A 21,505-nucleotide genomic window follows, 5' to 3' on the forward strand; every position below is an offset into this window, starting at 1 on the left:
TCAGACGGGTCGGCCTGTCAGCAGTTTCGGAAGCTCGCCGCTCAACCCCGCCGCCTGGCGGATGAAACGGCGTCTGAGGCCAGGCGCTGCATTGACCGCGCCGAGGCCCAGATCGCGGCCCAGCCGCAGGATCGGATTGTCGTTCGAGAACAGCCGCGTCACCGCATCCATGCCAAGCGCCAGCAGCGTCGAATCAAACCGGCGCCAGCGCTGGTATTCCTCCAGCGCGACACCGCCGCCGATGTCTTCGCCACGGCGCTGCGCCATGATCAGCACCTCGGCCAGGGCTGCCACATCGCGCAGGCCAAGGTTCAGCCCCTGGCCCGCCACGGGATGAACGCCATGCGCGGCGTCGCCAACCAGGGCCACGCGGTCCGCCACGAAATGCTCGGCCAGCGACAGTGACAGCGGATAGGTGAACCGTGCCCCTGCCAGGCTGATCGCGCCAAGGAAATCGCCGAAACGGGGCTTCAGCGCAGTCAGGAAATCCACGTCATCCAGCGCGGCGATCCGGGCGGCAAGCCTGCTCTCCTCACTCCAGACAATCGAGGAATGATGACCGCCCACAAGCGGCAGGATCGCCAGCGGCCCGCCCGGCATGAAGAATTGCTGCGCGCAGCCCTGGTGATGCATCTCATGGCGCACCGCCGTTACCAGCGCGGTCTGACCGTAACCCGCGCCCAGACGTCGGATGCCCGCGCGCGCCGCCACGCCTGATCCGCGCCCGTCACAGCCCACGAGCAGCCGCGCCGCCAGCGCCTCGCCCGATGCGAGCGTCACTCCGACCCCGGCCGCGCCCGGCGCCTGACCGCTGACCGTCTCGCCCGAGATCAGCGTGACCCCCGGCGTCTCGCGCATCGCGTCAAGAAATGCGCCATAGAGGAAGCGGTCCTCAAGCATAAAGCCCATCGGGCCTTCTTCGATCTCATCCGCGTCGAAATTCAGGAAAAACGGCGCGGGGCCTTCGCCTTGTCGCCCGTCGCTGGCTTTGATGCGGTGGATTGGCTGCGATTTATCAGCCACCTGATCCCAGATCCCGATGGCACTCAGGAGCCGTTTCGAGGCGATGGAGAGCGCATAGGCGCGACCGTCAAACCCGACCTCGGCGCGCGCAGGCGCCGGGCGCTGATCGACCACCGTGACCGACAGCCCGCCTTGCGCCAAAGCCAGCGCCAGCGCCGGCCCGTTCAGCCCGCCGCCCGCAATCAGCACATCGCTGTGTTGGTTCCGCTTTGTCATAGGGCATCGCTAGACCCGGCGCGGCGGTTTGTCCATGCGCGGGATTGTCGCCCGCGCGACATGTCGCTAGCGTCGGCGCGAATGGTGGCGAGACTGGCGGAGAGACGGGCGACATGAGCGGCATCTGGTTCAATATGACGGCGGCGGATCTCGGGCGCAGCATCGGCGATGGCCGCATCCACCCGGTCGAACTGGCCGAGGCGTTCCTCGATCAGATCGCGAACCACCCGCTGTCTAAGCGCATCTATGCCCGCGCGACCGAGGCGCGGGCCCGGTCCGAGGCCACAGGTGCCGCCGACCGCGCGCGGACCGGATTTCGCAAGGGACCGCTTGACGGGGTGCCGGTCAGCTGGAAGGACAATTTCGACAGCGCCGGCACAGCGACCGAAGCCGGATCGGCGCTGCTGCGTGGCCGTGTGCCGGAGCGTGATGCGGAAACCCTTGAAATGGCAACGCTTTCCGGGCTGGTCTGTCTGGGCAAGACCCATATGTCGGAACTGGCTTTTTCCGGGCTGGGGCTGAACCCGGTCACCGCGACACCGCCCTGCCTGAATGACGAACGCGCCGTGCCGGGGGGCTCTTCTTCGGGGGCGGCGGCCTCGGTGGCTTTCGGGCTGGCGCCGGCGGCGATCGGTTCGGATACCGGCGGATCGGTGCGGATCCCGGCGGCCTGGAATGATCTGACGGGGCTGAAAACCAGCCCGGGGCGGCTCTCGGGTCGGGGCGTGGTGCCTTTATGCGAGCGGTTCGACACGGTCGGCCCGCTGGCCCATTCGGTCGAGGATTGCGCGCTGCTGCTTGCCGCGCTGGAAGGGCGGCGCGCCCCGGATCTGACCGGCAGCGCGGTCGCTGGTATGCGCTTTGCGGTGCTGGAGACGGTGGCGCTGGACGATCTGCGCGAGGCGCCCGCCAAAGGCTTCCAGGATGCCTGCGCGTCGCTGACCCGGGCGCGGGCCCGGGTCGAGCGGGTGGACCTGCCCGAGCTGAAAGAGGCGATGGCGCTTTCGGGGATATTGTTCACCGGCGAGGCCTGGGGGATCTGGCGCGAGACCATCGAGGCCGCCCCCGGCAAGATGTATGCGCCGATCCTGGAACGTTTCCGGTCGGGTGCGGCCATCACGGCGGCAGAATATGTCGCGGCCTGGCGGCGGCTGGAAGAGATCCGCGCGCTCTGGCGCGACCGGATGGCGGGCTATGACGCGATCCTGACGCCCACCGCGCCGATCCTGCCGCCCGATGCGGAACGGCTGCAATCTGACCGCGCTTATTACATCGGCGAGAACCTGCTTGCGCTGCGCAACACAAGGATCGGCAATCTGATGGGGCTTGCCGCGCTGACGCTGCCGACTTCGCAACCCTCTTGCGGCATTCAGTTTCTTGGCACCGCCATGGGCGAGGACCGGCTTCTCAGGGTAGGGTCGGCGGCAGAGCGCGCATTGGGCTGAACCGACCCGGCAGTTTCAGGGGCATAAAAGCCACAATCTATGCCCTTAACCCCCTGGGGATGGTTGATAAATTCTGGACCGCCGCAGGATAGGGCGTTATGCTGACCGTCAAACGGGGCGATCAACGACCCTGGGCAGAGGCAGTCTATGGCATTCCCTGAGCGGTTTTCGAACCTGCCGGATTACGCGTTTCCGCGCCTGCGGAAACTTCTCGATGCGCACGCTCCGGGCGGCGAACCGATTGCCATGTCCATCGGCGAGCCGAAGCATCCGATGCCCGATTTCGTCGCCGGGATCCTCGCAGCGAATGTCGGGGGATTTGCGGTCTATCCGCCGAATGACGGAACGCCTGGGCTGCTCGATGCGATTTCCGGCTGGATCCTGCGCCGCTACGGCGTTGAAATTACTGAAAACCGGCTGATGGCGCTGAACGGCACGCGCGAAGGGCTGTTCAACGCGGCCCTGGCGCTGGCGCCGGAAATGAAGCACGGCAAGCGCCCCGTGGTGTTGATGCCGAACCCGTTCTACCAGGTTTACGCCGTGGCCGCGCTGGCTGCGGGCGCCGAGCCGGTCTATGTTCCCGCCACCGCCGCTACGGGCTTTCTGCCTGATTATGCGGCACTTCCGGCCGAGGTTCTGGACCGCGCCGTTCTGGCCTGGATCTGTTCGCCCGCCAATCCGCAGGGCGCTGTGGCACCGCGTGACTATCTCGCGGATCTGCTCGACCTGGCCGAGAAACACGATTTCCGCCTCTTCGCCGATGAATGCTATTCCGAGATCTGGCGCGAGGCTCCGCCCCCGGGTCTCCTGGATGTGGCCGGTCAGAAGGGCGCCGATCCCGAGAAATACGCGGTCTTCCATTCGCTTTCCAAACGCTCGAACATGCCCGGGCTGCGCTCGGGTTTCGTTGCGACCGGGCCGGAGTCGATGGCGCGGATCCGCCGGTTGCGGTCTTTCGCCGGCGCGCCCTTGCCGCTGCCCCTGCAGATGGTGGCCGAGGCCTGCTGGCGTGACGAGGCGCATGTCGCTGCGAGCCTTGCGCTTTACCAGAATAAATACCGCATGGCTGCCGAGGTTTTCGCGGGTCATCAGGGCTTCCGGCTGCCCGATGGCGGTATGTTCCTTTGGCTGCCCGTGCAGGACGGCGAGGCGGCAACCTTGACGCTCTGGCAACAAACCGGGGTGCGGGTGCTGCCCGGGGAATATCTCTCGCGCGATGTCGCGGGCGAGAACCCGGGCAAGGGCTATGTAAGAGTGGCGCTTGTTGCGCCCGAAGAAGAAACGCGGCGCGGGCTGGTTCAGCTTCGTGACTGCCTGTTCGGTTGAGGGGACGGCTAAAGCATGGCGAGCTTTCAGATGAGACAGCGAGACCCCCTTCTCGATCAGGGCACCCAGGCAATGCTGGAGCGTCGTGGCCGCGAGCTGATCGGCATCGCGCTGGTCGTGACCGCTTTTCTGGTCATGCTGATGCTGTCGAGCTATTCGCCTGAGGATCCGGGCTGGATGGTTTCGACCCAGGAGCCGGCACGCAATATTCTGGGCCGTTTCGGGGCGGCTGTGGCGTCGACCCTGACGATCCTGATCGGGCAGGGCGCCTGGTCGATCCCGCTGATCCTTGGGTTGTGGGGTGGGCGCTTTATCCTGCATTGCGGCGCGGATCGGGTGATCGGCCGCATCGTCTTTGCGGTGGGCGGTGTGGCACTGGCCTCGGCCTGGGCCTCTACCCTGACCGTGCCGGCCGGCTGGCCGCATTCCTTTGGATATGGCGGGCTTTTCGGCGATACCGTGGTCGGCGCCCTGGTTGGCATCGTGCCCGGCTCGATTGAGTTTTCGCTGCGCGTGGTGTCTTTCCTCAGCTTTTTCGGCCTGATCGCGGCGCTTTTGTTCGTGACCGGTTTCAGCCGGGCCGAGCTGGTGACGATCCGCCTCGTGCTGATGCATGGCTCGGTCATGCTCTATTCGATGCTGATGCAGCTTATGGGCAAGGGGGCCTCGGGCGCGCTTGACCGGGCGCGCCATGTGGCGGGCGATATGATGGAACGCCGCCGGATGGCAAAAGAGGCGCCGGTAGCGCCGCGGCACGAGCCGCGCCACGAACCCCGGCACGAGCCGCGCCAGGCCGCACAAAGTTCGGCCTACGGTGCGCCGCAGCCGATGCAGAGCCGCAATTCCGTGGTGCGCCGCGCCGATGTTGCCCGTGCTGATATCCCCCGTGCGGAACCCGCGATGATCGCCGATCCGGAACCCGCGCCGCTGGCGGCGGGTGCGGCGTGGAACGCGCCTGCGACCCTGCGCGCGGATCAGCGTTATTCCGCGCCGGTTGCACCGGTCCAGGAAATGCCGAAGGAAAAGCTGGGCTTCCTTGCCCGGATGCGCCGCGTCGTCGATCCCGAGCCTGAACTTGTCGAACCGCATCCTCCAGCCGAGCAATATGACATCGCCGCCCCTGGCGATGACCGTATCCGCGCGCGGATTTCCGATGCGATCCGGGCGCGCGCCCGTGGTGCTGCCGGGGTTGCCGCGGCTGTCCCTGCCGGGCCGCCGATGACCCCGTTGCAGGCCGCGATTGCCGCGCGCCGTGCTGAGCCGCCGATGCTGCGCCCGCGTCGTCCGGCGCCGCTGATCGCCGACACGCGCCCGCGTGTCCTGCAAAACATGTCCGAGCCGCCGCTCACCGCCTCTCAGGCGCTGGCTCAGGCGGGTGAGATGGAAGAGACGGATGCTCTGGCCTGGGATGAGGCGGTTGCAAACGGCTACGACTATTCCGACGAATATCGCGCATATGGCCAGGACGAATTCAGCGATGATGAGGCCTGGAGCAATGAGGTCCGGAGCAGCGAGGCCCTCGGTGACGAGCCCTGGCAGGAAGAGGCGCGTGTTGTCGCGCCTGTTGTTCCCAATGCCGGCCGTGTCGAGCCGCCGCTGATGGCGCGCCGCGCTTCCGAACCTGTGGTCTACGAGGCCGCCGAAGATGACTGGCAGCCCGATGAGGATTATGAACCCGATTACGACCCGGCCCCGGTTGCCGCGCCGCGCCTTGCGCCGGTGCTGGATCGCCGCCCGATCGTGCAGGCGCCGGTGAAAAAAGCCGTGCTGCAGTCAAGCCGTGCCCAGGCCGAGGCGCAGCCCTCGCTGCGGTTCGACGAGACGCATCAGGATTTCGAACTGCCGCCGCTGGCCTTGCTGTCGGCGCCCTCGGGCACTTCCGGCCAGCAGCTTTCCGATGAGGCGCTGGAAGAAAACGCCCGCATGCTGGAATCGGTGCTGGATGATTACGGCGTCAAGGGCGAGATCGTTTCGGTCCGCCCGGGCCCGGTTGTGACGATGTATGAGCTCGAACCCGCGCCGGGCCTGAAGGCCAGCCGTGTGATCGGTCTGGCCGATGATATCGCGCGCTCGATGTCGGCTTTGTCGGCACGGGTTTCCACAGTGCCGGGCCGCTCGGTCATCGGGATCGAGCTTCCGAATGCCTACCGCGAAAAGGTTTTCCTGCGCGAGATCTTCGCCAGCCGCGAATTCGGCGACGGGCAGCAACGCCTGCCGCTGGCTTTGGGCAAAGACATTGGCGGCGCACCGATTGTGGCAAACCTTGCCAAGATGCCCCACCTCCTGATCGCCGGGACTACGGGTTCGGGGAAATCGGTCGCGATCAACACGATGATCCTGTCGCTCTTGTACAAGCTGACGCCGGATGAATGCCGGCTGATCATGATCGACCCGAAGATGCTGGAACTCTCGGTCTATGACGGCATCCCGCATCTGCTCAGCCCCGTTGTGACCGACCCGAAAAAGGCAGTCGTTGCGCTGAAATGGGTCGTGGGTGAGATGGAAGAGCGCTATCGCCGCATGTCGAAAATGGGCGTGCGCAATATCGAGGGCTATAATGGCCGCGTCCGCGAGGCGCTGGCCAAGGGCGAGATGTTCAAGCGCACGATCCAGACCGGCTTTGACGATGAAACCGGCGACCCGGTGTTCGAGACCGACGAATTCGCGCCGCAGCCCTTCCCCTATATCGTGGTCGTGGTCGATGAGATGGCCGATCTGATGATGGTCGCGGGCAAAGAGATCGAGGCCTGTATTCAGCGCCTGGCGCAGATGGCGCGGGCATCCGGCATCCACCTGATCATGGCGACGCAGCGGCCTTCGGTTGACGTCATCACCGGCACGATCAAGGCGAACTTCCCGACCCGGATCTCCTTCCAGGTGACGTCGAAAATCGACAGCCGCACGATCCTTGGTGAGATGGGGGCCGAACAGCTGCTGGGGCAGGGCGACATGCTTTACATGGGCAATGGCCAGCGCATCTCGCGGATCCACGGGCCTTTCGTCTCGGATGAGGAAGTCGAGGAAATCGTCAACCACCTCAAGAGCTTTGGCCCGCCGTCTTATATGTCGGGCGTGGTGGAAGGCCCGGATGAGGACAGCGCGTCTGACATCGACCAGGTGCTGGGCCTTGGCGGCAATACCGATGGCGAGGATGCGCTTTACGACCAGGCGGTGGCGATTGTTGCACGGGACCGCAAATGCTCGACCTCTTACATCCAGCGCAAACTGGGCATCGGCTATAACAAGGCGGCGCGACTGGTCGAGCAGATGGAAGAGAACAGCGTCGTGACGCCCGCAAACCATGTCGGCAAGCGCGAGATCCTGATCCCCGAAACGTGAGCTTCGGGCCAGCCAGACCAAAACGCCGCGCAATCCCGCGCGGCGTTTTCATTTTCCACACCCGCTCGCCTGTATCAGGATAAAACGTGCGGGATGTTACACCCCGTGGTCAGAGGCCTGAGCGCTGGTCGACAGCACCCGGTGTTCCTTGCCCCAGTCTGCCAGCATGAACACCACCTTTTCGAGCGCCTTGCCCGAGGGTGTCAGCTCATATCTGCCGCCCCTGCCTGGTTGCGCTACACCCTGTCTGGCCTGACCCTGTTGCGCCGGGTCTGGCCGCGTGATCGCGCCATTGACCTCAAGTTCGCGCAATTCGCGCGCGAGCATCCGCGGCGAGATCGTCGCCAGCAGCCTCTCGATATCGGCGAACCCTTTGGGGCCGCTCAGCAATGTGCAGATGATCGCCAGTTTCCACTTGCCGCTCACCACGTTCAGAGCGTCGCGGATCGCCATTACAAAGGCCTTCTTGCAGAGCTCGTTATCTTCCGGCTCCAGCTCCATCTGGTGGATCACCCTGTTCATCCCGAGGCTCCTCACATGCGCCGCACAGCACTATACAAGTTGATAGTTCTTTGACCTTTTGCGGCCCCTATACCGGCGGGGCAGCAAAGGGAGTGTGTCATGATCCTGATCGGTGGTTCAACCGGCCAGCTTGGTAAAGAAGTTGTAGCCCAGCTGCTGCGCCGCAAGGCGAAGGGGCAGTTCGCTGTTCTGGCACGCGACCCGGAAAAGGCAAAAATCTACGCCGATCAGGGCATAGAGGTGCGCCTGGGGGATTTCGATGCGCCCGATAGCCTCGGTCCGGCCTTTGCCGGGATCAGTCGCTTTCTGTTCATTTCGACCATGTCGCAGGATCGTGGCGCGCAGCAAAGCCGTGTCGTCGAGGCGGCAAGGGCCGCGGGGATCCGCCACATCGTCTATACCGGTCTTGCGATCCGCGACATCGCGACCTCGGCTGTGCGCGACCTGATGGCCAGCCATTTCGAGACTGAGGGCCGGATCTGCGCCTCGGGGATGCAATGGACCTTTCTGCGCAACGGCATGTATGCCGAGGCGATTGCGCAGATCGCCGGGCCAAAGGCGCTGACCGATGGGATTTCACTGCCGGGCGGCGCGGGGCGGGTGCCCTATGCTTTGCGTGCCGAGATGGGCGAGGCGGCGGCGAACCTTCTGCTGGGCGAGGGGCATGAGGGCAAGACCTGTAACATCACCGGCAGCGATGCCTGGAGCTATGCCGATATTGCAGCGGGTCTGTCGCGCCTGACTGGCCGTGCAGTCGGTTATCAGGACATCCCGGAAGAGGCGCTGGCTGCGGGGATGCGCGCCGCCGGCATTCCCGATTTCGTGATCTGGCTGACGCTGGGCACGATCAGGGATATCCGCGACGGCCAGTATGACATCGCGTCGCGCGATCTTGAGATCCTTTTGGGACGGGCGCCGAAATCGCTGGATCAGATGCTTGCATCGGTCTTTGCCTGACGCCCGCTCCGACCAGTCAGTGCCGTAACGAGTGACCAGTTTTCCGGATCGGGGGCCTGCTCCCGATCCACCCCCGTTTCCAGTTTGACAGGACAGAGGATGCCATGACCCAGACCACTGCACGCGCCGTCGTTGACCGGATGTTCACCGCCTTCAACGCCAAAGACCTGGACGGCGCCCTTGCCACCGTGTCGCAGGAGACGCTCTGGATCCATCACGGATCGCAGAAAATGCCCTCGGTCCGGTTCGAGGGAAAAGGCGGTGCTGCGAAATTCTTCGGCACCAGCTTTGCCGCGATGAAGATCGATTATTTCCGCCCGCTGACCTTTATCGAACAGGGCGACCAGGTCGTGGTTCTTGGCGAGGAAAGCTATGTCATGGATGGGATCGAGGGCAAATTGTCCAATAAATGGGTGCAGGTTTACACCGTCACCGATGGGCTGATCAGCAGGATGGAAGAATTCGCCACTTCGGCGGATCCGGCCGCTTACCTGGTCGTGAGCTGACGGCCCGGGCGGCCCCCCTTCTCCCCCGGGGGGCTGCCTCACACCCGCTCCAGCACCAGCCAGGTCATGACCCCCATAGGCGGCAGCGGGCGGCGTTCCACCATGCGCAGGCGCGGGTCGCCCAGCACCCGGGCAATCGGGAAATCTGCCTGCCAGCCTAGGTGATGCTGCAGCGGCTGGATCAGGCGTTCGGCGACTTTCAGCGCGCCTTTTTCGGCGGCAAAATGATTGGTGATCAGCACATGCGCGCCGGGACGGCAGACGCGCGCGATCTCTGACAAAGCGCGTTCGGGATCTGGCACGACCGAGAGCACATGCATCGCCGACACTGTGTCGAAACACGCATCCGGGAAGTCGAGCGCCTGGGCATCCATCTGCCGCAGCGTGACATTTTTAAGCCCGCGCTCTGCGACCTTGCTTTCGGCGCGGGCGAGCATTTCGGCGGAGAAATCAATGCCGGTGATTTTGACCCCCGGCCCGTAAAGCGGCAAGGCGAGGCCGGTGCCGACCCCCACCTCCAGCACGTCGCCGCCACGCGCTGTGGCATGGGCGGCGGCGCGGTTGCGGCCTTCATGCAGCAATTTCCCAAAGACGGAATCATAGACCGGCGCCCAGCGTTTATAGGAGGAGGTGACGGCGGCGGCTTTCATGCGGAGGACTCCTGGTTGGTCATGCCCGGTTTGTTATATGCGCTGACCGGTGCGATCTGTTGCGGCAAGCCCGATGCTGCCCCATCATCCGCGCCGGCCTGACGCCCGGTTTTCAGTCGCGATTTCTGTCAGAGACCTGAGCAAGGTCAAGTCTGGTTCTGCGCCAGATGTCGCATCAGGGCAAAGGATCGCCGGTTCTGGCAAAGCACTGCCTGACCGGAGGTTGCGCGGAAAATCCGGCAAGGTCCGGTTTCCGCCCTGTAACTGACACATGGCCGCAAGGCAGGGTTGCACTTTGCATCCGGAAAAGGGCGCGCCGCTCAGACCACCCCGCTCACAGCTCCGGCACAAAGCCGCGAGTATTGTTGCAGAGGGATTTCCGCAGGCGGGGCGGGCGGTTATACTGTTGTTATGGATCGTCGCACCGCGCTTCTCGCCCCGCTCGCCCTTGCTCTGCCTGTCGTGATGGCCGGCCGGCCCGCCCTTGCGGACAAGATCTCCCTCAACACGCTGTCGAAATACCTGAACGACCTGTCCACGGTTGAGACGGATTTCACCCAGATCAACGGCGACGGTTCCGTCTCGACGGGCAAGCTGTTTATTCGTCGCCCCGGTCGCGTGCGTTTTCAATATGCGCCGCCCGACAGGTCGCTGGTGCTCGCCAGCGGCGGCAATGTCGCGATCTTTGACGGCAAATCGAACTCCGCGCCCGAGCAATACCCGCTGCGCCGCACGCCGCTGAACCTGATCCTCGCGCAGAATATTGATCTGGGAAAGGCGCGGACCGTGATCGGCCATAAGGAGGACGGAACCTCGACCAGGGTGACCGCCCAGGATCCGGAACATCCGGAATATGGCACGATCGAGCTGGTCTTTACCGGCAGCCCAACCGAACTGCGGCAATGGGTGATTACCGATGATCTCGGGCAGCAGACCACCGTGATCCTTGGCGAGATGAAGAAGGGCGGCAGGCTTGGCGACAGCCTCTTCTCGATCCCGGTCGAAATGAGCAAGCGCAAGGGCTGATCCGCCCGCCCCGCTGAGCTGTCGGTTACAGAATGGAAAAAGGCGGGCAATGGCCCGCCTTTTCGCGTTTTTGCCATGCACCGGTCAGCTGTCCGACCCGGACACCGGGATCAGCGGCGGCAATCCGCCAGCTGGGAGCGATACATTTCCGCACGATTGCCAACCTTTCTGGCCACTTCAACCAGCCAGGGCTTGGCCAGATAGCTTTGCCGGGAAAAGCCGGCGCGGCCCTCGTGATAGGCGAGATACTGGTTCTCGGCATCGGTTTTGGGAATGCCAAGCCGGCGGGCCGAGCCGTCCATATACCAGCCCATGAAATCGGTCGCGTCGCGGATATCGTCGCGTTTGCGCCGTCCGCCCTGGTCCTTGAGATATTCCTCCCAGGTGCCATTGAGCGCCTGGCTGTAGCCATAGGCCGTGCTTTGCCGCCCCATCGGAATCACCCCGAGCGCCCAGCGATGCGGCGTCTGCGCATTGCCGATGAACTTCGATTCCTGGTGGATCGAGGCCATTTGCACATGGACGGGGATGCCCCATTTCCGTTCGGTAGCCTGCATCGCCCGCATATATTGCGGCCGCTCGCGGATGATCGCGCAAGCATTGTCGAGTTCGCGTGGCGCCGTAAAGCTCGCTTTTCCGCCCCCGCAGGAGGCAAGCAACAAAAGCAACAGCGCCGCACGGAGAAACCTGCTCATTTGCCCCTCGTGCATCTTGTTTTTTGCGACTATAGCGCAAGCCGCAACCGGTGGAAACCGGTTGGCAGGGGCCTCTGTTCAGTTCTGCGCGAGCAAAAGTCGTGCGGGTTTAAGGCGAACTGTGAGGATACATTCCACAGACTGTTTCCCTTTGATTCGGTCTCACTGGTGGACAAGGGCGCGCTCCCGGCGTTAGGAATTTTTTTGGGGGACTGTGACTGATGCTCAAGACGCACGCCAAATATCATATCGGACAGGTGCTGATGCACCGCAAACACACCTTCCGCGGTGTGGTCTTCGACGTGGATGCGATGTTCTCCAATACCGATGAATGGTATGAGAATATTCCCGAGGAAAGCCGGCCTGATAAGGACCAGCCGTTCTACCATCTTCTCGCCGAGAATGATCAGAGCTATTACGTCGCCTATGTCTCGGAACAGAACCTGATTCCGGATGATACCGGCGAGCCGGTGGGCCATCCTGATCTCTGCGATCTGTTTGGCGATTTCGAGGACGGGCGCTATCCGCTGCAGTTCCAGCTGAACTGAGGCGGATCAGAGCAGTCAGGGCCAGCCGTCTGTGAAGGCCAGCCGGGCTGTTCCTCAGAAATCGGACCGTTACAGAACCGGTGATCTGAGGATTTCTGGCCTTCAGGGGCGGGGAAATCAGAACAAGAATAGGAGCAGCTACGGTGGAGCGGCTCCTGGGCGCCGGAGGCTGTAATGCGCGTATGTGCAGTGTCGGATATGCCGTTCATCCGGGGCTGATCCATCCGGGGACGAAAGCCACCCGCCCTGGGCTGTCTCACCGAACCCGAAACCGACCTGCTGGCGCAATTGCTGGCCCAAATCAGCCGAAAATCAGTCAAGGGAACCGGCGGAAGCCCCGCCCTTGAAAGTGTCCTTCGCCTGTCTCTCATGGATTCGGTTTTCACCATTCATCCCGATCTGGCCAGAGGTCCTCGACATGATGGCTGAAGGCGGATTGCATCGGGCATGGGCTGTTTCACATCCGGAGGCGCGGGATTTGCCCTGGTCACGAGGCCATCCGATTCGGATTCAGGGCGAGCTGCGCTGGATCGGGTGCCAAAGCCGTCGCCGTTGCGCGGCCTTGGGGCCGGTCACCGTGACCGGTCTGAAATCCTGTTGGCCGAGGTGCTGAACACTATCGTCGAACAGGCGAATTGCGGCGGCGAAGGCGGGATCAGACTGCTTTTGCAGATGGAGAGCGGCCGGCTTTGTCTTGTGGTCGAGGATGCGCGGGGCGCGATGCCCGGTGGCGACTTACCCGCAGGCAATCTGCCCGATGCGGCAGCCTGCCGGAAAGGGCTTCGGCTGGTTCTTGATTCGCGCCATCATCAGCGACGTTGCTTATGCCAGGCGGGGCAGAACCAACCGACTGGATATCACCGGGACCTGCGAACAATAGGGATTTTGCCGGGGCATTGTTCTAGCCTGGGTTAAAATGACGCGGTTTGGCCGCAATTTCCCCCTAAAACTGCCAGGTCCTGCACCCATAGATTGAGGTGTAGCTGCATAAGGCTTCACCCTGGTGCCGGGATCAACAGCCCCCACCCAGTTCCGGCACCGGGGTTCAATCTTCTTATGACGCTCACCACATCCTCTGTTCGTCCGCCATCGCCGCTTGCCTCCCCCGCAATTCGGCCTTTTCAGCGGATTGGCTTTGCCGCAGCCCTCCCCTAAATTCGGCTCAGGGTGGCTCTGACCGCCCTCAGCTCTGGCCCAGGCGGGATCGCTGTGGCACCGTGCCGCCAGCCATAACTCCGGAAACAGGGCCCTAAAGCCCGGGAAGCCGGAGACACCAGGCTGACAGGAGGTTACGAGGGGGACTATGCGCGATTTTGAAACACCCGGCCGCTCGGAAGTTCTGGCTTTGAACGGCATGGCGGCGACGTCGCATCCGCTGGCCTCGCAGACCGCCATTGCAATCCTGCAGGCCGGCGGCAATGCGGTCGATGCTGCCATCGCGGCAGCCATGGTGCAAAATATCGCCGAGCCGCAGATGTGCGGCCTTGGCGGCGATGCTTTCATCCTGCTCAAGCCTGCCGGTCAGGAAGACGTGCTGGCATTGAACGGATCGGGCCGCGCGCCGGCGGGATATTCCGCCGAAAAGTTGCGCGCAGCAGGGCATGACACCGTCCCGACCCATGGAATCGAGCCGGTCACGCTGCCAGGAGGCGTCGATGCGCTTTGCCGGCTGCATGCCGCGCATGGCCGCCTGTCTCTGGAAGAAATCCTCGCCCCCGCAATCGGTTACGCAGAGGATGGTATCCCTGTCGCGGCCCGCGCCGCGTTTGACTGGGCCGATGATATCAAGATCCTCCAGGGCGATGCGCTGAAATTCTACAGCCTTGATGGCCGCGCCCCGCGCCCGGGCCAGATCTTCCGCGCCCCCGGCCAGGCCGAGGTCATGCGCCGCATCGCCCGCGAAGGCCGCGCCGGGTTCTATGAGGGCGAGGTCGCAGAGGATATGATCGCCTCGCTGAACGCGCTTGGCGGCAGCCATACCGAGGCAGACCTTGCCGCGACCAGCGCAACCTGGGGGGAGCCGGTCGCAGGCCAGTATTCCGGCATTGAATTGCTCGAACATCCGCCCAATGGCCAGGGCGCGACGGCGATATTGCTTCTGAAGATCCTGTCGCATTTCGATCTCGCCGCAATGGACCCGCTCGGGCCCGCGCGCGCGCATATCGAGGCCGAAGCAGCCAAGCTCGCTTATGATGCCAGGAACCGCTTTATCGCCGATCCCGCGCATATGGATCCGGCGCGGCTTGCCACCTTCCTCGGCGATGATGCTGGCGCGCGTCTGGCCGCGCTGATCGACCCGAACCGCGCCATGGCTGATCCTGTGCGCCTGTCCGAAGCAGTGCATCGCGATACAATCTGCCTCTCGGTGGTGGATCGTGACCGGATGGCGATCTCGCTGATCTACTCGATTTTCTGGGGTTTGGCTCGGGACTGGCCTCGCAGAAATTCGGGATCAACTTCCAGAACCGGGGCGCGGGTTTCAGCCTGACCCCTGGTCATCCGAACGAAGCCGGGCCGGGCAAGCGGCCGATGCATACGATCATCCCCGGCATGCTGCGCCGCGAGGGGCGTGTGACCATGCCTTTTGGTGTGATGGGCGGCGCCTATCAGCCGACCGGCCATGCCCGCCTCATCACAAATCTCAGCGACTATGGAATGGAGCTGCAGCAGGCGATCGACGCGCCGCGCCTTTTCGCAGGGCCGGGCGGGCTGGAGGTCGAGCGCGGCTATTCCGACGCCACCCGCGCGCGGCTGGCGGAACTGGGCCATAAGATCGTCGCGCCTGAACAACCACTGGGCGGCGCCCAGGCCATTGTGATTGGCCAGGATGGTGTGCTGACCGGCGGGTCGGATCCGCGCAAAGACGGCTGCGCTTTGGGGTATTGAGATGGATTACGAGACCGCGACGAAGGACATTCTTGCACTGACCCATGGTGAGACGGACAGCGTGGCACTGATGGCGACGCTGGCCTGCGAGATCCATGCCCGCCATCCGCTGTCAGATTGGACCGGTTTCTACCGCGTGACCGCGCCGGAGCTGTTGAAGATCGGCCCTTATCAGGGCGGCCATGGCTGCCTTGTGATCCCGTTCTCGCGCGGCGTTTGCGGGGCGGCGGCACGCACGGGCGAGGTGCAGAATGTTCCCGATGTCGATGCTTTCCCGGATCACATCGCCTGCGCCTCCTCGACCCGGTCGGAGCTTGTGATTCCGGTCCGCAACGGGGCAGGGCGGCTTCTTGGGGTGCTGGATCTCGACAGTAACACGCCAGCGGCCTTTATGCAGGCTGATGAAGACTGGCTGATCCCGCTTCTGGCGCAAGTCTTTGAAAGGGCGGAATAATGCGTGGATCCTGTCACTGCGGATCTGTGGTGTTCGAGGCCGATCCTCCGCTGCGCGAGGTTGTCGCCTGCCATTGCAGCCAGTGCCGCAAGACCTCGGGCCATTACTGGTCGGCAAGCTCGGTGCCGCTGGAACGTTTTCACCTGATCGAAGATCGCGGCCTGGACTGGTATCGCTCCTCGCCTTCGGCGGAACGCGGGTTTTGCCGAGATTGTGGCGCCAGTCTGTTCTGGAAACCCGAGGGCGAAGCGCGGATCTCTTTTGCTGCCGGGGCGCTTGACGGGCCGACCGGGCTGAAGACCATCGCCCATATTCATAAGGAAGATCGCGGCGATTATTACGAGCCGGAGGGCCCGCCCTGCGCGTCGCAACCGGCAGAGGAATTGCACGGATCCTGTCTTTGCGGCGCGAATGCGTTCAGTGTTGCGGGCCCGATGGGGGATGTCGGTGCCTGCCATTGCGGCCAGTGCCGCAAGCTCTCGGGCCATTACTCCGCCAGTTTCTGGGCCGCAGAAGACAGCGTGACCTGGACCGCGCGCGAGACCCGCGAATATGCGACCCGGGCGGCGGGCGGCGTGGTTTTTGTGCGAAATGTGGCTCTTCGCTGTGGTTTCGCGCCAAAGATGGCAGCTTTTCGATGGAGGCCGGCGCCTTTGACCGCCCCACCGGCGGCCGGTTGACCGGACATATTTTCATGGCCGAAGCGGGCGATTACTACACGCTCGATGACAACCTGCCACAATGGCAGGTCTGGGATGAAGGGGCCCGGGACGATGGCTGAGATCACGCTGCTGGATGGCGGTATGGGCCAGGAGCTGATCGCGCGGTCGGGGGACGAGCCGACGCCGCTCTGGGCAACACGGGTGATGATCGACCATCCGGGTCTCGTGAAAGAGATCCATGCCGATTACTTCGCGGCGGGGGCTTCGGTTGCGACCACCAATACCTATTCGGTGCTGCGCGACCGGCTGCAGGGCTTCGGGCTGGAGCCCTGGTTCCAGGCGCTGCATGCCCGCGCTTTGTCCGAAGCGCATGAGGCCCGCGCCGAGGCCGGGCGCGGCATGATCGCGGGGTCGATGGGGCCACTTGGCGCCAGTTACCGCCCCGATCTGACGCCGCCGGTGGCAGTGTCGCGCGCTGCCTATGCGGAAAAGGTGCGGCTGCTGGCGCCCTATTGTGATGTGATCCTGCTGGAGACGATTTCCTCGCTGGGCCTTGCCGAAGGCGCTTTGGCCGGGGCGGCAGAGGGCGGGATCCCGGTCTGGCTCGCGGTTTCTGTCGACGATCATGACGGGGCGAGGCTGCGCTCGGGCGAGGCGGTTGCGGATCTGGCGGCGCTGGTCGCGAAATACCGCCCGGCGGCGGTGCTGGCGAATTGCTCTGTCCCCGAGGCGATGGGGGCCGCGATGGATGTGATCCGGGGTTTCGGCCTGCCCTTTGGCGCCTATGCCAATGGCTTTACACATATTTCCGGGAATTTCCTGAAGAACGCGCCGACGGTGAAAGAACTCACCCACCGTCACGATCTGAGCCCGGAGAAATACACCGCTTTCGCGCTGGACTGGATCGGGCAGGGCGCCACCATCGTCGGCGGCTGCTGCGAGGTTGGCCCCGCCCATATCCGCCACCTGGCCGGGGCCCTGCGCGCGGCGGGGCACGAGATCCTGTGACCGCCTCCAGCCTTCCCGATTTCGTCTATGATCCGCCGGATGTGGCGCTGTCGGTTCTTTATGAGGACCGGCAGATTCTGGTCGTCGATAAGCCTGCGGGGCTTTTATCGGTGCCCGGCAAGCTTGCCGGGCGTGAGGATTGCCTCGTCTCGCGGCTGCAGGCGGAATATTGGGATGCCCTGCTGGTGCACCGTCTGGATTGCGATACATCGGGCGTGATGATTTTTGCGCGCACCAGGATCGCCCAGGGGTTTCTGGGCCAGGAATTCGAAAAGCGCCGTGCGAAGAAGTCATATATCGCAAGGGTATATGGCGAGGTTGACGGCGAGGCCGGCCATATCGACCTGCCGCTTTCAGCCGATTGGCCGAACCGGCCGCGCCAGATGGTCAATCACGCGGAGGGCCGCCCCGCCCAGACCGATTGGGAGGTGGTGGCCCGCGCCCCCGGCGAGACGCGGATGCGGCTCTGGCCCCGGACCGGGCGCAGCCATCAGCTCAGGGTACATATGATGGAGCTGGGCCATCCGATTCTCGGCGACCCGATCTATGCCGCGGGCCCCGCCCGCGAGGCGCCGCGCCTGATGCTGCATGCGGAAACGCTGGGTCTGCACCATCCGGCGACCGGCGTATGGATGGATTTCGCGGCCCCGGTGCCGTTCTGAACCGGTACCGCACGGTTGTTCTGTTAACCCTATGTCAAAATCCGTGGCTAATGCTGCGGCAGTTACGCTTTCGGAGCCAGCGATGAACGTCAGTCCCGCCCTGTTTCAGGTTCGCTATGCCCTGCTGACCTGGCCCGCGATCCTCTTCCTGCCGCTTATCGGGCTGTCATTGCTGATCCCATCCTGGCGCTGGATGTTTCTGGTGCTGGCAGGGGGGGCGCTGACCCTTGTCCTGCTCGGGCTGCGCGACATCACCCAAAAGCGCCATGCGGTATTGCGCAATTATCCGGTGGCGGCGCGGCTGCGTTTCCTGTTTGAGGGGATCCGCCCGGAGATCCGGCAGTATTTCTTCGAGGATGACAAGGACGGCACGCCCTTTGCCCGTGACAAACGCGCCATCGTCTATCAGCGCGCCAAGAAAGAGCTGGAGACCCGGCCTTTCGGCACGCAATACGATGTTTATAAAGAACAATATGAATGGCTGCATCATTCGGTGGCGCCAAAACCCCCTGTCACGCATGAGGAATTGCGGGTTCTGATCGGCGGCAGCTGTGCGAAACCATATTCGGCCAGCCTGCTGAACATCTCGGCGATGAGCTATGGCTCTTTGTCGTCAAACGCGATCCTCGCGCTGAACAAAGGCGCGAAGGCGGGCGGGTTTTATCATGATACCGGTGAGGGTGGCGTGTCGCCCTATCACCGCGAGAATGGCGGCGATCTCGTGTGGGAGCTCGGCTCGGGCTATTTCGGGGCGCGCGGCGGCGATGGCTCTTTCGACCCGGTGCGCTTTGCCGAAGGCGCCTCTGATCCGCAGATCCGGATGGTTGAGCTGAAGCTGAGCCAGGGCGCCAAGCCGGGTCATGGCGGTATGTTGCCAGCCGCGAAGATCACCCCCGAGATCGCCGCAATCCGTCATATTCCGATGGGCCAGGATTGTATCTCGCCGCCCTCGCATTCGGCCTTTTCGACACCGCTGGGGCTGTTGGAGTTCGTCGCCAGAATGCGGGAGCTGTCGGGGGGGAAACCGGCAGGTTTCAAGCTTTGTATCGGGCATCGCTGGGAATTCATGGCGATCTGCAAGGCGATGCTGGAGACCGGTATCACCCCTGATTTCATCGTGATCGACGGCAAAGAGGGCGGCACCGGTGCGGCACCGATGGAATTCATGGACCATATCGGGACGCCTTTGCGCGACGGGCTGAGTTTCGCCCATAATGCGCTTTTGGGGGTGGGGCTGAGGGATCGGGTCCGGCTCGGGGCGAGCGGCAAGATCGTCTCGGCCTTTGATATGGCGCGGGTGATGGCGCTTGGGGCCGACTGGTGCAATGCGGCGCGGGGCTTCATGTTCGCGGTGGGCTGTATCCAGGCCCAGAGCTGCCATACCGGCGCCTGCCCGACCGGAGTGGCCACCCAGGACCCGGCGCGGGCGCGGGCGATCGTGGTGCCGGATAAGGCGGCACGGGTGACCTCGTTCCAGCGCGGCACATTGCACGCGCTGGCCGAACTGGTCGGTGCGGCGGGGCTGTCGCATCCGTCGGAATTGCGGCCACATCATTTCCTGCGCCGCGCCGATGCGGATCGGGTGCGGTCCTTTGCCGAGCTTTATGATCAGCTGGAGCCGGGGCAATTGCTGGCGGATCCGGGATCGGTCCCGGCTTTTGCCGAGGCCTGGGCGCTGTCCAGGGCGGATACATTCGCGCGGATGGGCTGAGCCGGGATCTGGGGCTGCGGTCAGGCGGGGGGCTGTCTGCCCCCGGGAAGCGGCTTTGGCCGCTTCCTCCCCCCGAGGATATTTCGGGACAGATGAAATCAGCTGGCGGCGGCACGGAGTTTGGCCATCAGCTGGTCGAGGACCTTCCGGTAGCGCGGGTCTTTAAGATGGCCTTCTTCGTCGAAGGCGTTCGAGCTGTCTGCGACGAGAAGTTCGGGCCCGGTCAGGAGGCGCGGCTGGAACGGGGTCAGCATCAGGCGCAGCGCGAATTGCGACCTGTCGCCGCCGCCCCGGCCACCGGCGGCCGAAATGATGGCGACGGGCTTGTCTTCCCAGGGATTGCCTTTGATCCGGCTGACCCAGTCGAGGGCATTTTTCAGCAGGCCGGGCGGGGCTTTGTTATATTCCGGGGTCGAGATCACCACGGCATCCGCTTCAGCGATCTGGTCGTAAAGCCGGGTGACACCGGCGGGGTAGCCCTCAGTGCTTTCAAGATCGCCGTCATAAAGGGGCAGGTTCAGGTCGGCCTCGAGCTGGCGGGCCGGGCCGAAGGCTGCGCGGGCCTCGCGCAGGAGCTTCCGGTTGGTCGATCCCTGGCGGAGGGCTCCGGCAATGCCGAGAAGGGTGAGGCTGGTCATATCGGTCTCCGGAACAGGGATCAGACGAAAAGGCGCAAAAGGAGCGGGGCGAGGATCGCGGTCATCAGCGCGTTCAGCCCCATGCCGAGCCCGGCGAAGGCGCCGGCGGTCGGGTTGACATGGAAGGCGCGCGCCGTGCCGAACCCATGCGCCGCGAGGCCGGTGGCAAAGCCGCGGGCGCGCCAGTCGCGGATCCGCAGGGCATTCAGCAGCGGGGTCGCACAGGCCGCGCCGCAAAGCCCGGTCAGGAAGACCATCAGTGCCGCCTGGGTGGGGGAGCCGCCGCTTTGCTCGGCAATACCAAGCGCCACAGCGGCGGTCGCGGATTTCGGCGCCAGCGCCGCAAGAAGCTCTGGCCCGACCCCGAAAGCATGGGCAATCAGCAGTGCGGTCAGGATCGCCGTGACCGAGCCCGCCAGCAGCGCGGTCAGAATCGGCAGCGCGGCGCGACGGACCCGGGCGAGATTGTCATAGAGCGGCAGGGCAAGGCAGACCGTCGCCGGGCCCAGCAGGAAATGGACGAATTGCGCGCCCTCGAAATAGGTCTCGAAACTGGTGCCGGTCGTCAGCAGCACAAGCGACAGTGTCGCCATCGCGACAATGGCCGGGTTGAGGGCGGGCATCCGTCCGGTGTAATTGAACACCACGAGACCGAAAGCATAGGCCGCCACCGTCATCGACAGCCACAAAAGCGGATCGCGGGCGAGATAGGTCCAGATATCGGTCACAGGCTGCCCTCCTTGCTGTCTTCTTTGCCGCTGACATCTCCGGTCAGCCGTGCCACCAGCACGAAGGTCAATGCCGCCACCGCAATCGCCGCCAGCGCCGAGACCACGATGGCCAGCAAAAGCGGCAGCGTATTCCCTCCGAGGCTGCCGAGCTGCAACATCGCACCTACGCCTGCCGGCACGAAGAGCAAAAGCAGATTGCCGAGGATCGTCCCCGCCATGGGCCGGACGACGTCGCGCAGCCGCTCGGAGGTGATCAGCCCGGCCAGCATCAGCGCCATGCCAAGGACGGGGCCCGGGATTGGCAGATGGCTGGCCTGGGAGATGACTTCTCCGGTCAGCTGGCAGGCGAGGATGGCGAGGATGGCGAGGATGGTGGGCGGGACCATGGATCTTGTTTCCGGGGTGAGGGGCCTTTGCTATGCTGCGATTTTGCGGGGCCGGGAACCAGTGGCGAAATGGTCAGGGCCGCCATGTTTTCGCGCAGCGCCCCGATGCTTTGC

General features: G+C 64.1%; 19 protein-coding genes and 1 pseudogene. 13 read left to right on the top strand and 7 right to left on the bottom strand.

Annotation, left to right across the window (positions count from 1 at the left end; genetic code table 11):
* Positions 1-1,239, bottom strand: coding sequence for an FAD-dependent monooxygenase (locus QNO18_RS05685; protein ID WP_283176909.1), 1,239 nt, complete (start codon positions 1,237-1,239; stop codon positions 1-3).
* A gap of 113 nt (positions 1,240-1,352) precedes the next feature.
* Between QNO18_RS05685 and QNO18_RS05690 the strand changes: the two genes are divergently transcribed.
* The 3 genes from QNO18_RS05690 to QNO18_RS05700 all read left to right on the top strand — a co-directional run bounded on the left by QNO18_RS05690 (position 1,353) and on the right by QNO18_RS05700 (position 7,349).
* A complete protein-coding gene (locus tag QNO18_RS05690; RefSeq protein WP_283176910.1) occupies positions 1,353-2,684 on the top strand; it encodes an amidase family protein in 1,332 nt (443 codons plus the stop codon).
* A 147-nt stretch (positions 2,685-2,831) separates the two neighbouring features.
* Complete coding sequence (locus tag QNO18_RS05695; RefSeq protein ID WP_283176911.1) at positions 2,832-4,010, top strand: aminotransferase class I/II-fold pyridoxal phosphate-dependent enzyme; 1,179 nt, start codon at positions 2,832-2,834, stop codon at positions 4,008-4,010.
* A gap of 15 nt (positions 4,011-4,025) precedes the next feature.
* A complete protein-coding gene (locus tag QNO18_RS05700) occupies positions 4,026-7,349 on the top strand; it encodes a DNA translocase FtsK (protein ID WP_283176912.1) in 3,324 nt (1,107 codons plus the stop codon).
* A gap of 96 nt (positions 7,350-7,445) precedes the next feature.
* Here the strand turns inward: QNO18_RS05700 and QNO18_RS05705 are convergent, their stop codons facing one another.
* Entirely contained in the window at positions 7,446-7,871 is a 426-nt protein-coding gene (locus QNO18_RS05705) for a helix-turn-helix domain-containing protein (RefSeq protein WP_283176913.1), read from the bottom strand.
* A gap of 99 nt (positions 7,872-7,970) precedes the next feature.
* Between QNO18_RS05705 and QNO18_RS05710 the strand changes: the two genes are divergently transcribed.
* Together QNO18_RS05710 and QNO18_RS05715 are read left to right on the top strand one after the other, a co-directional pair.
* A complete protein-coding gene (locus tag QNO18_RS05710) occupies positions 7,971-8,828 on the top strand; it encodes an SDR family oxidoreductase (protein ID WP_283176914.1) in 858 nt (285 codons plus the stop codon).
* 104 nt (positions 8,829-8,932) lie between these two features.
* Positions 8,933-9,334, top strand: coding sequence for a nuclear transport factor 2 family protein (locus tag QNO18_RS05715; protein ID WP_249496420.1), 402 nt, complete (start codon positions 8,933-8,935; stop codon positions 9,332-9,334).
* 38 nt (positions 9,335-9,372) lie between these two features.
* On the opposite strand, the gene QNO18_RS05720 is transcribed toward QNO18_RS05715, so the two are convergent.
* Entirely contained in the window at positions 9,373-9,984 is a 612-nt protein-coding gene (locus tag QNO18_RS05720; RefSeq protein ID WP_283176915.1) for a class I SAM-dependent methyltransferase, read from the bottom strand.
* Positions 9,985-10,395: 411 nt separating this feature from the next.
* Between QNO18_RS05720 and QNO18_RS05725 the strand changes: the two genes are divergently transcribed.
* On the top strand, positions 10,396-11,010 hold the full coding sequence (locus tag QNO18_RS05725) for an outer membrane lipoprotein carrier protein LolA (protein WP_283176916.1): 615 nt from the start codon (positions 10,396-10,398) through the stop codon (positions 11,008-11,010).
* A 110-nt stretch (positions 11,011-11,120) separates the two neighbouring features.
* Here QNO18_RS05725 and QNO18_RS05730 read toward each other — a convergent pair whose 3' ends face one another.
* The gene (locus QNO18_RS05730; protein WP_283176917.1) at positions 11,121-11,705 is read right to left on the bottom strand and encodes a lytic transglycosylase; all 585 of its coding nucleotides are present in this window, start codon (positions 11,703-11,705) and stop codon (positions 11,121-11,123) included.
* 221 nt (positions 11,706-11,926) lie between these two features.
* Between QNO18_RS05730 and hspQ the strand changes: the two genes are divergently transcribed.
* The 7 genes and pseudogenes from hspQ to QNO18_RS05770 all read left to right on the top strand — a co-directional run bounded on the left by hspQ (position 11,927) and on the right by QNO18_RS05770 (position 19,636).
* Positions 11,927-12,253 (top strand): heat shock protein HspQ, encoded by a 327-nt coding sequence (gene hspQ / locus QNO18_RS05735; protein WP_092895227.1) that lies wholly within the window; start codon positions 11,927-11,929, stop codon positions 12,251-12,253.
* A gap of 1,303 nt (positions 12,254-13,556) precedes the next feature.
* A pseudogene (locus QNO18_RS05740) lies at positions 13,557-15,139 on the top strand (gamma-glutamyltransferase family protein).
* Position 15,140: 1 nt separating this feature from the next.
* The gene (locus tag QNO18_RS05745; RefSeq protein ID WP_283176918.1) at positions 15,141-15,593 is read left to right on the top strand and encodes a GAF domain-containing protein; all 453 of its coding nucleotides are present in this window, start codon (positions 15,141-15,143) and stop codon (positions 15,591-15,593) included.
* A gap of 29 nt (positions 15,594-15,622) precedes the next feature.
* Positions 15,623-16,273 carry a GFA family protein gene (locus QNO18_RS25610; protein WP_349293836.1) on the top strand — a complete coding sequence of 217 codons (651 nt, stop codon included), beginning with the start codon at positions 15,623-15,625 and terminating at the stop codon, positions 16,271-16,273.
* 93 nt (positions 16,274-16,366) lie between these two features.
* Positions 16,367-17,263: a homocysteine S-methyltransferase family protein gene (locus tag QNO18_RS05760; protein ID WP_283176919.1), complete on the top strand. Its 897-nt coding sequence runs from the start codon at positions 16,367-16,369 to the stop codon at positions 17,261-17,263.
* Complete coding sequence (locus QNO18_RS05765) at positions 17,260-17,925, top strand: pseudouridine synthase (protein WP_283176920.1); 666 nt, start codon at positions 17,260-17,262, stop codon at positions 17,923-17,925. The genes QNO18_RS05760 and QNO18_RS05765 overlap by 4 nt, the downstream gene beginning before the upstream one ends.
* Positions 17,926-18,007: 82 nt before the next feature.
* Positions 18,008-19,636 (top strand): FMN-binding glutamate synthase family protein, encoded by a 1,629-nt coding sequence (locus QNO18_RS05770; RefSeq protein WP_283176921.1) that lies wholly within the window; start codon positions 18,008-18,010, stop codon positions 19,634-19,636.
* A gap of 98 nt (positions 19,637-19,734) precedes the next feature.
* On the opposite strand, the gene QNO18_RS05775 is transcribed toward QNO18_RS05770, so the two are convergent.
* Genes QNO18_RS05775 through QNO18_RS05785 form a run of 3 tightly spaced genes read right to left on the bottom strand, consistent with a single transcriptional unit; the run spans position 19,735 to position 21,391 of the window.
* A complete protein-coding gene (locus QNO18_RS05775) occupies positions 19,735-20,274 on the bottom strand; it encodes an NAD(P)H-dependent oxidoreductase (RefSeq protein ID WP_283176922.1) in 540 nt (179 codons plus the stop codon).
* Between the two features lie 20 nt (positions 20,275-20,294).
* The gene (locus QNO18_RS05780) at positions 20,295-21,002 is read right to left on the bottom strand and encodes an LrgB family protein (protein ID WP_283176923.1); all 708 of its coding nucleotides are present in this window, start codon (positions 21,000-21,002) and stop codon (positions 20,295-20,297) included.
* Positions 20,999-21,391 carry a CidA/LrgA family protein gene (locus QNO18_RS05785; protein WP_283176924.1) on the bottom strand — a complete coding sequence of 131 codons (393 nt, stop codon included), beginning with the start codon at positions 21,389-21,391 and terminating at the stop codon, positions 20,999-21,001. Before QNO18_RS05785 ends, QNO18_RS05780 begins: the two co-directional genes overlap by 4 nt.
* Between the last annotated feature and the right edge of the window lie 114 nt (positions 21,392-21,505).

This window comes from Gemmobacter sp. 24YEA27 (assembly GCF_030052995.1).
Taxonomy (GTDB): Bacteria; Pseudomonadota; Alphaproteobacteria; order Rhodobacterales; family Rhodobacteraceae; genus Pseudogemmobacter.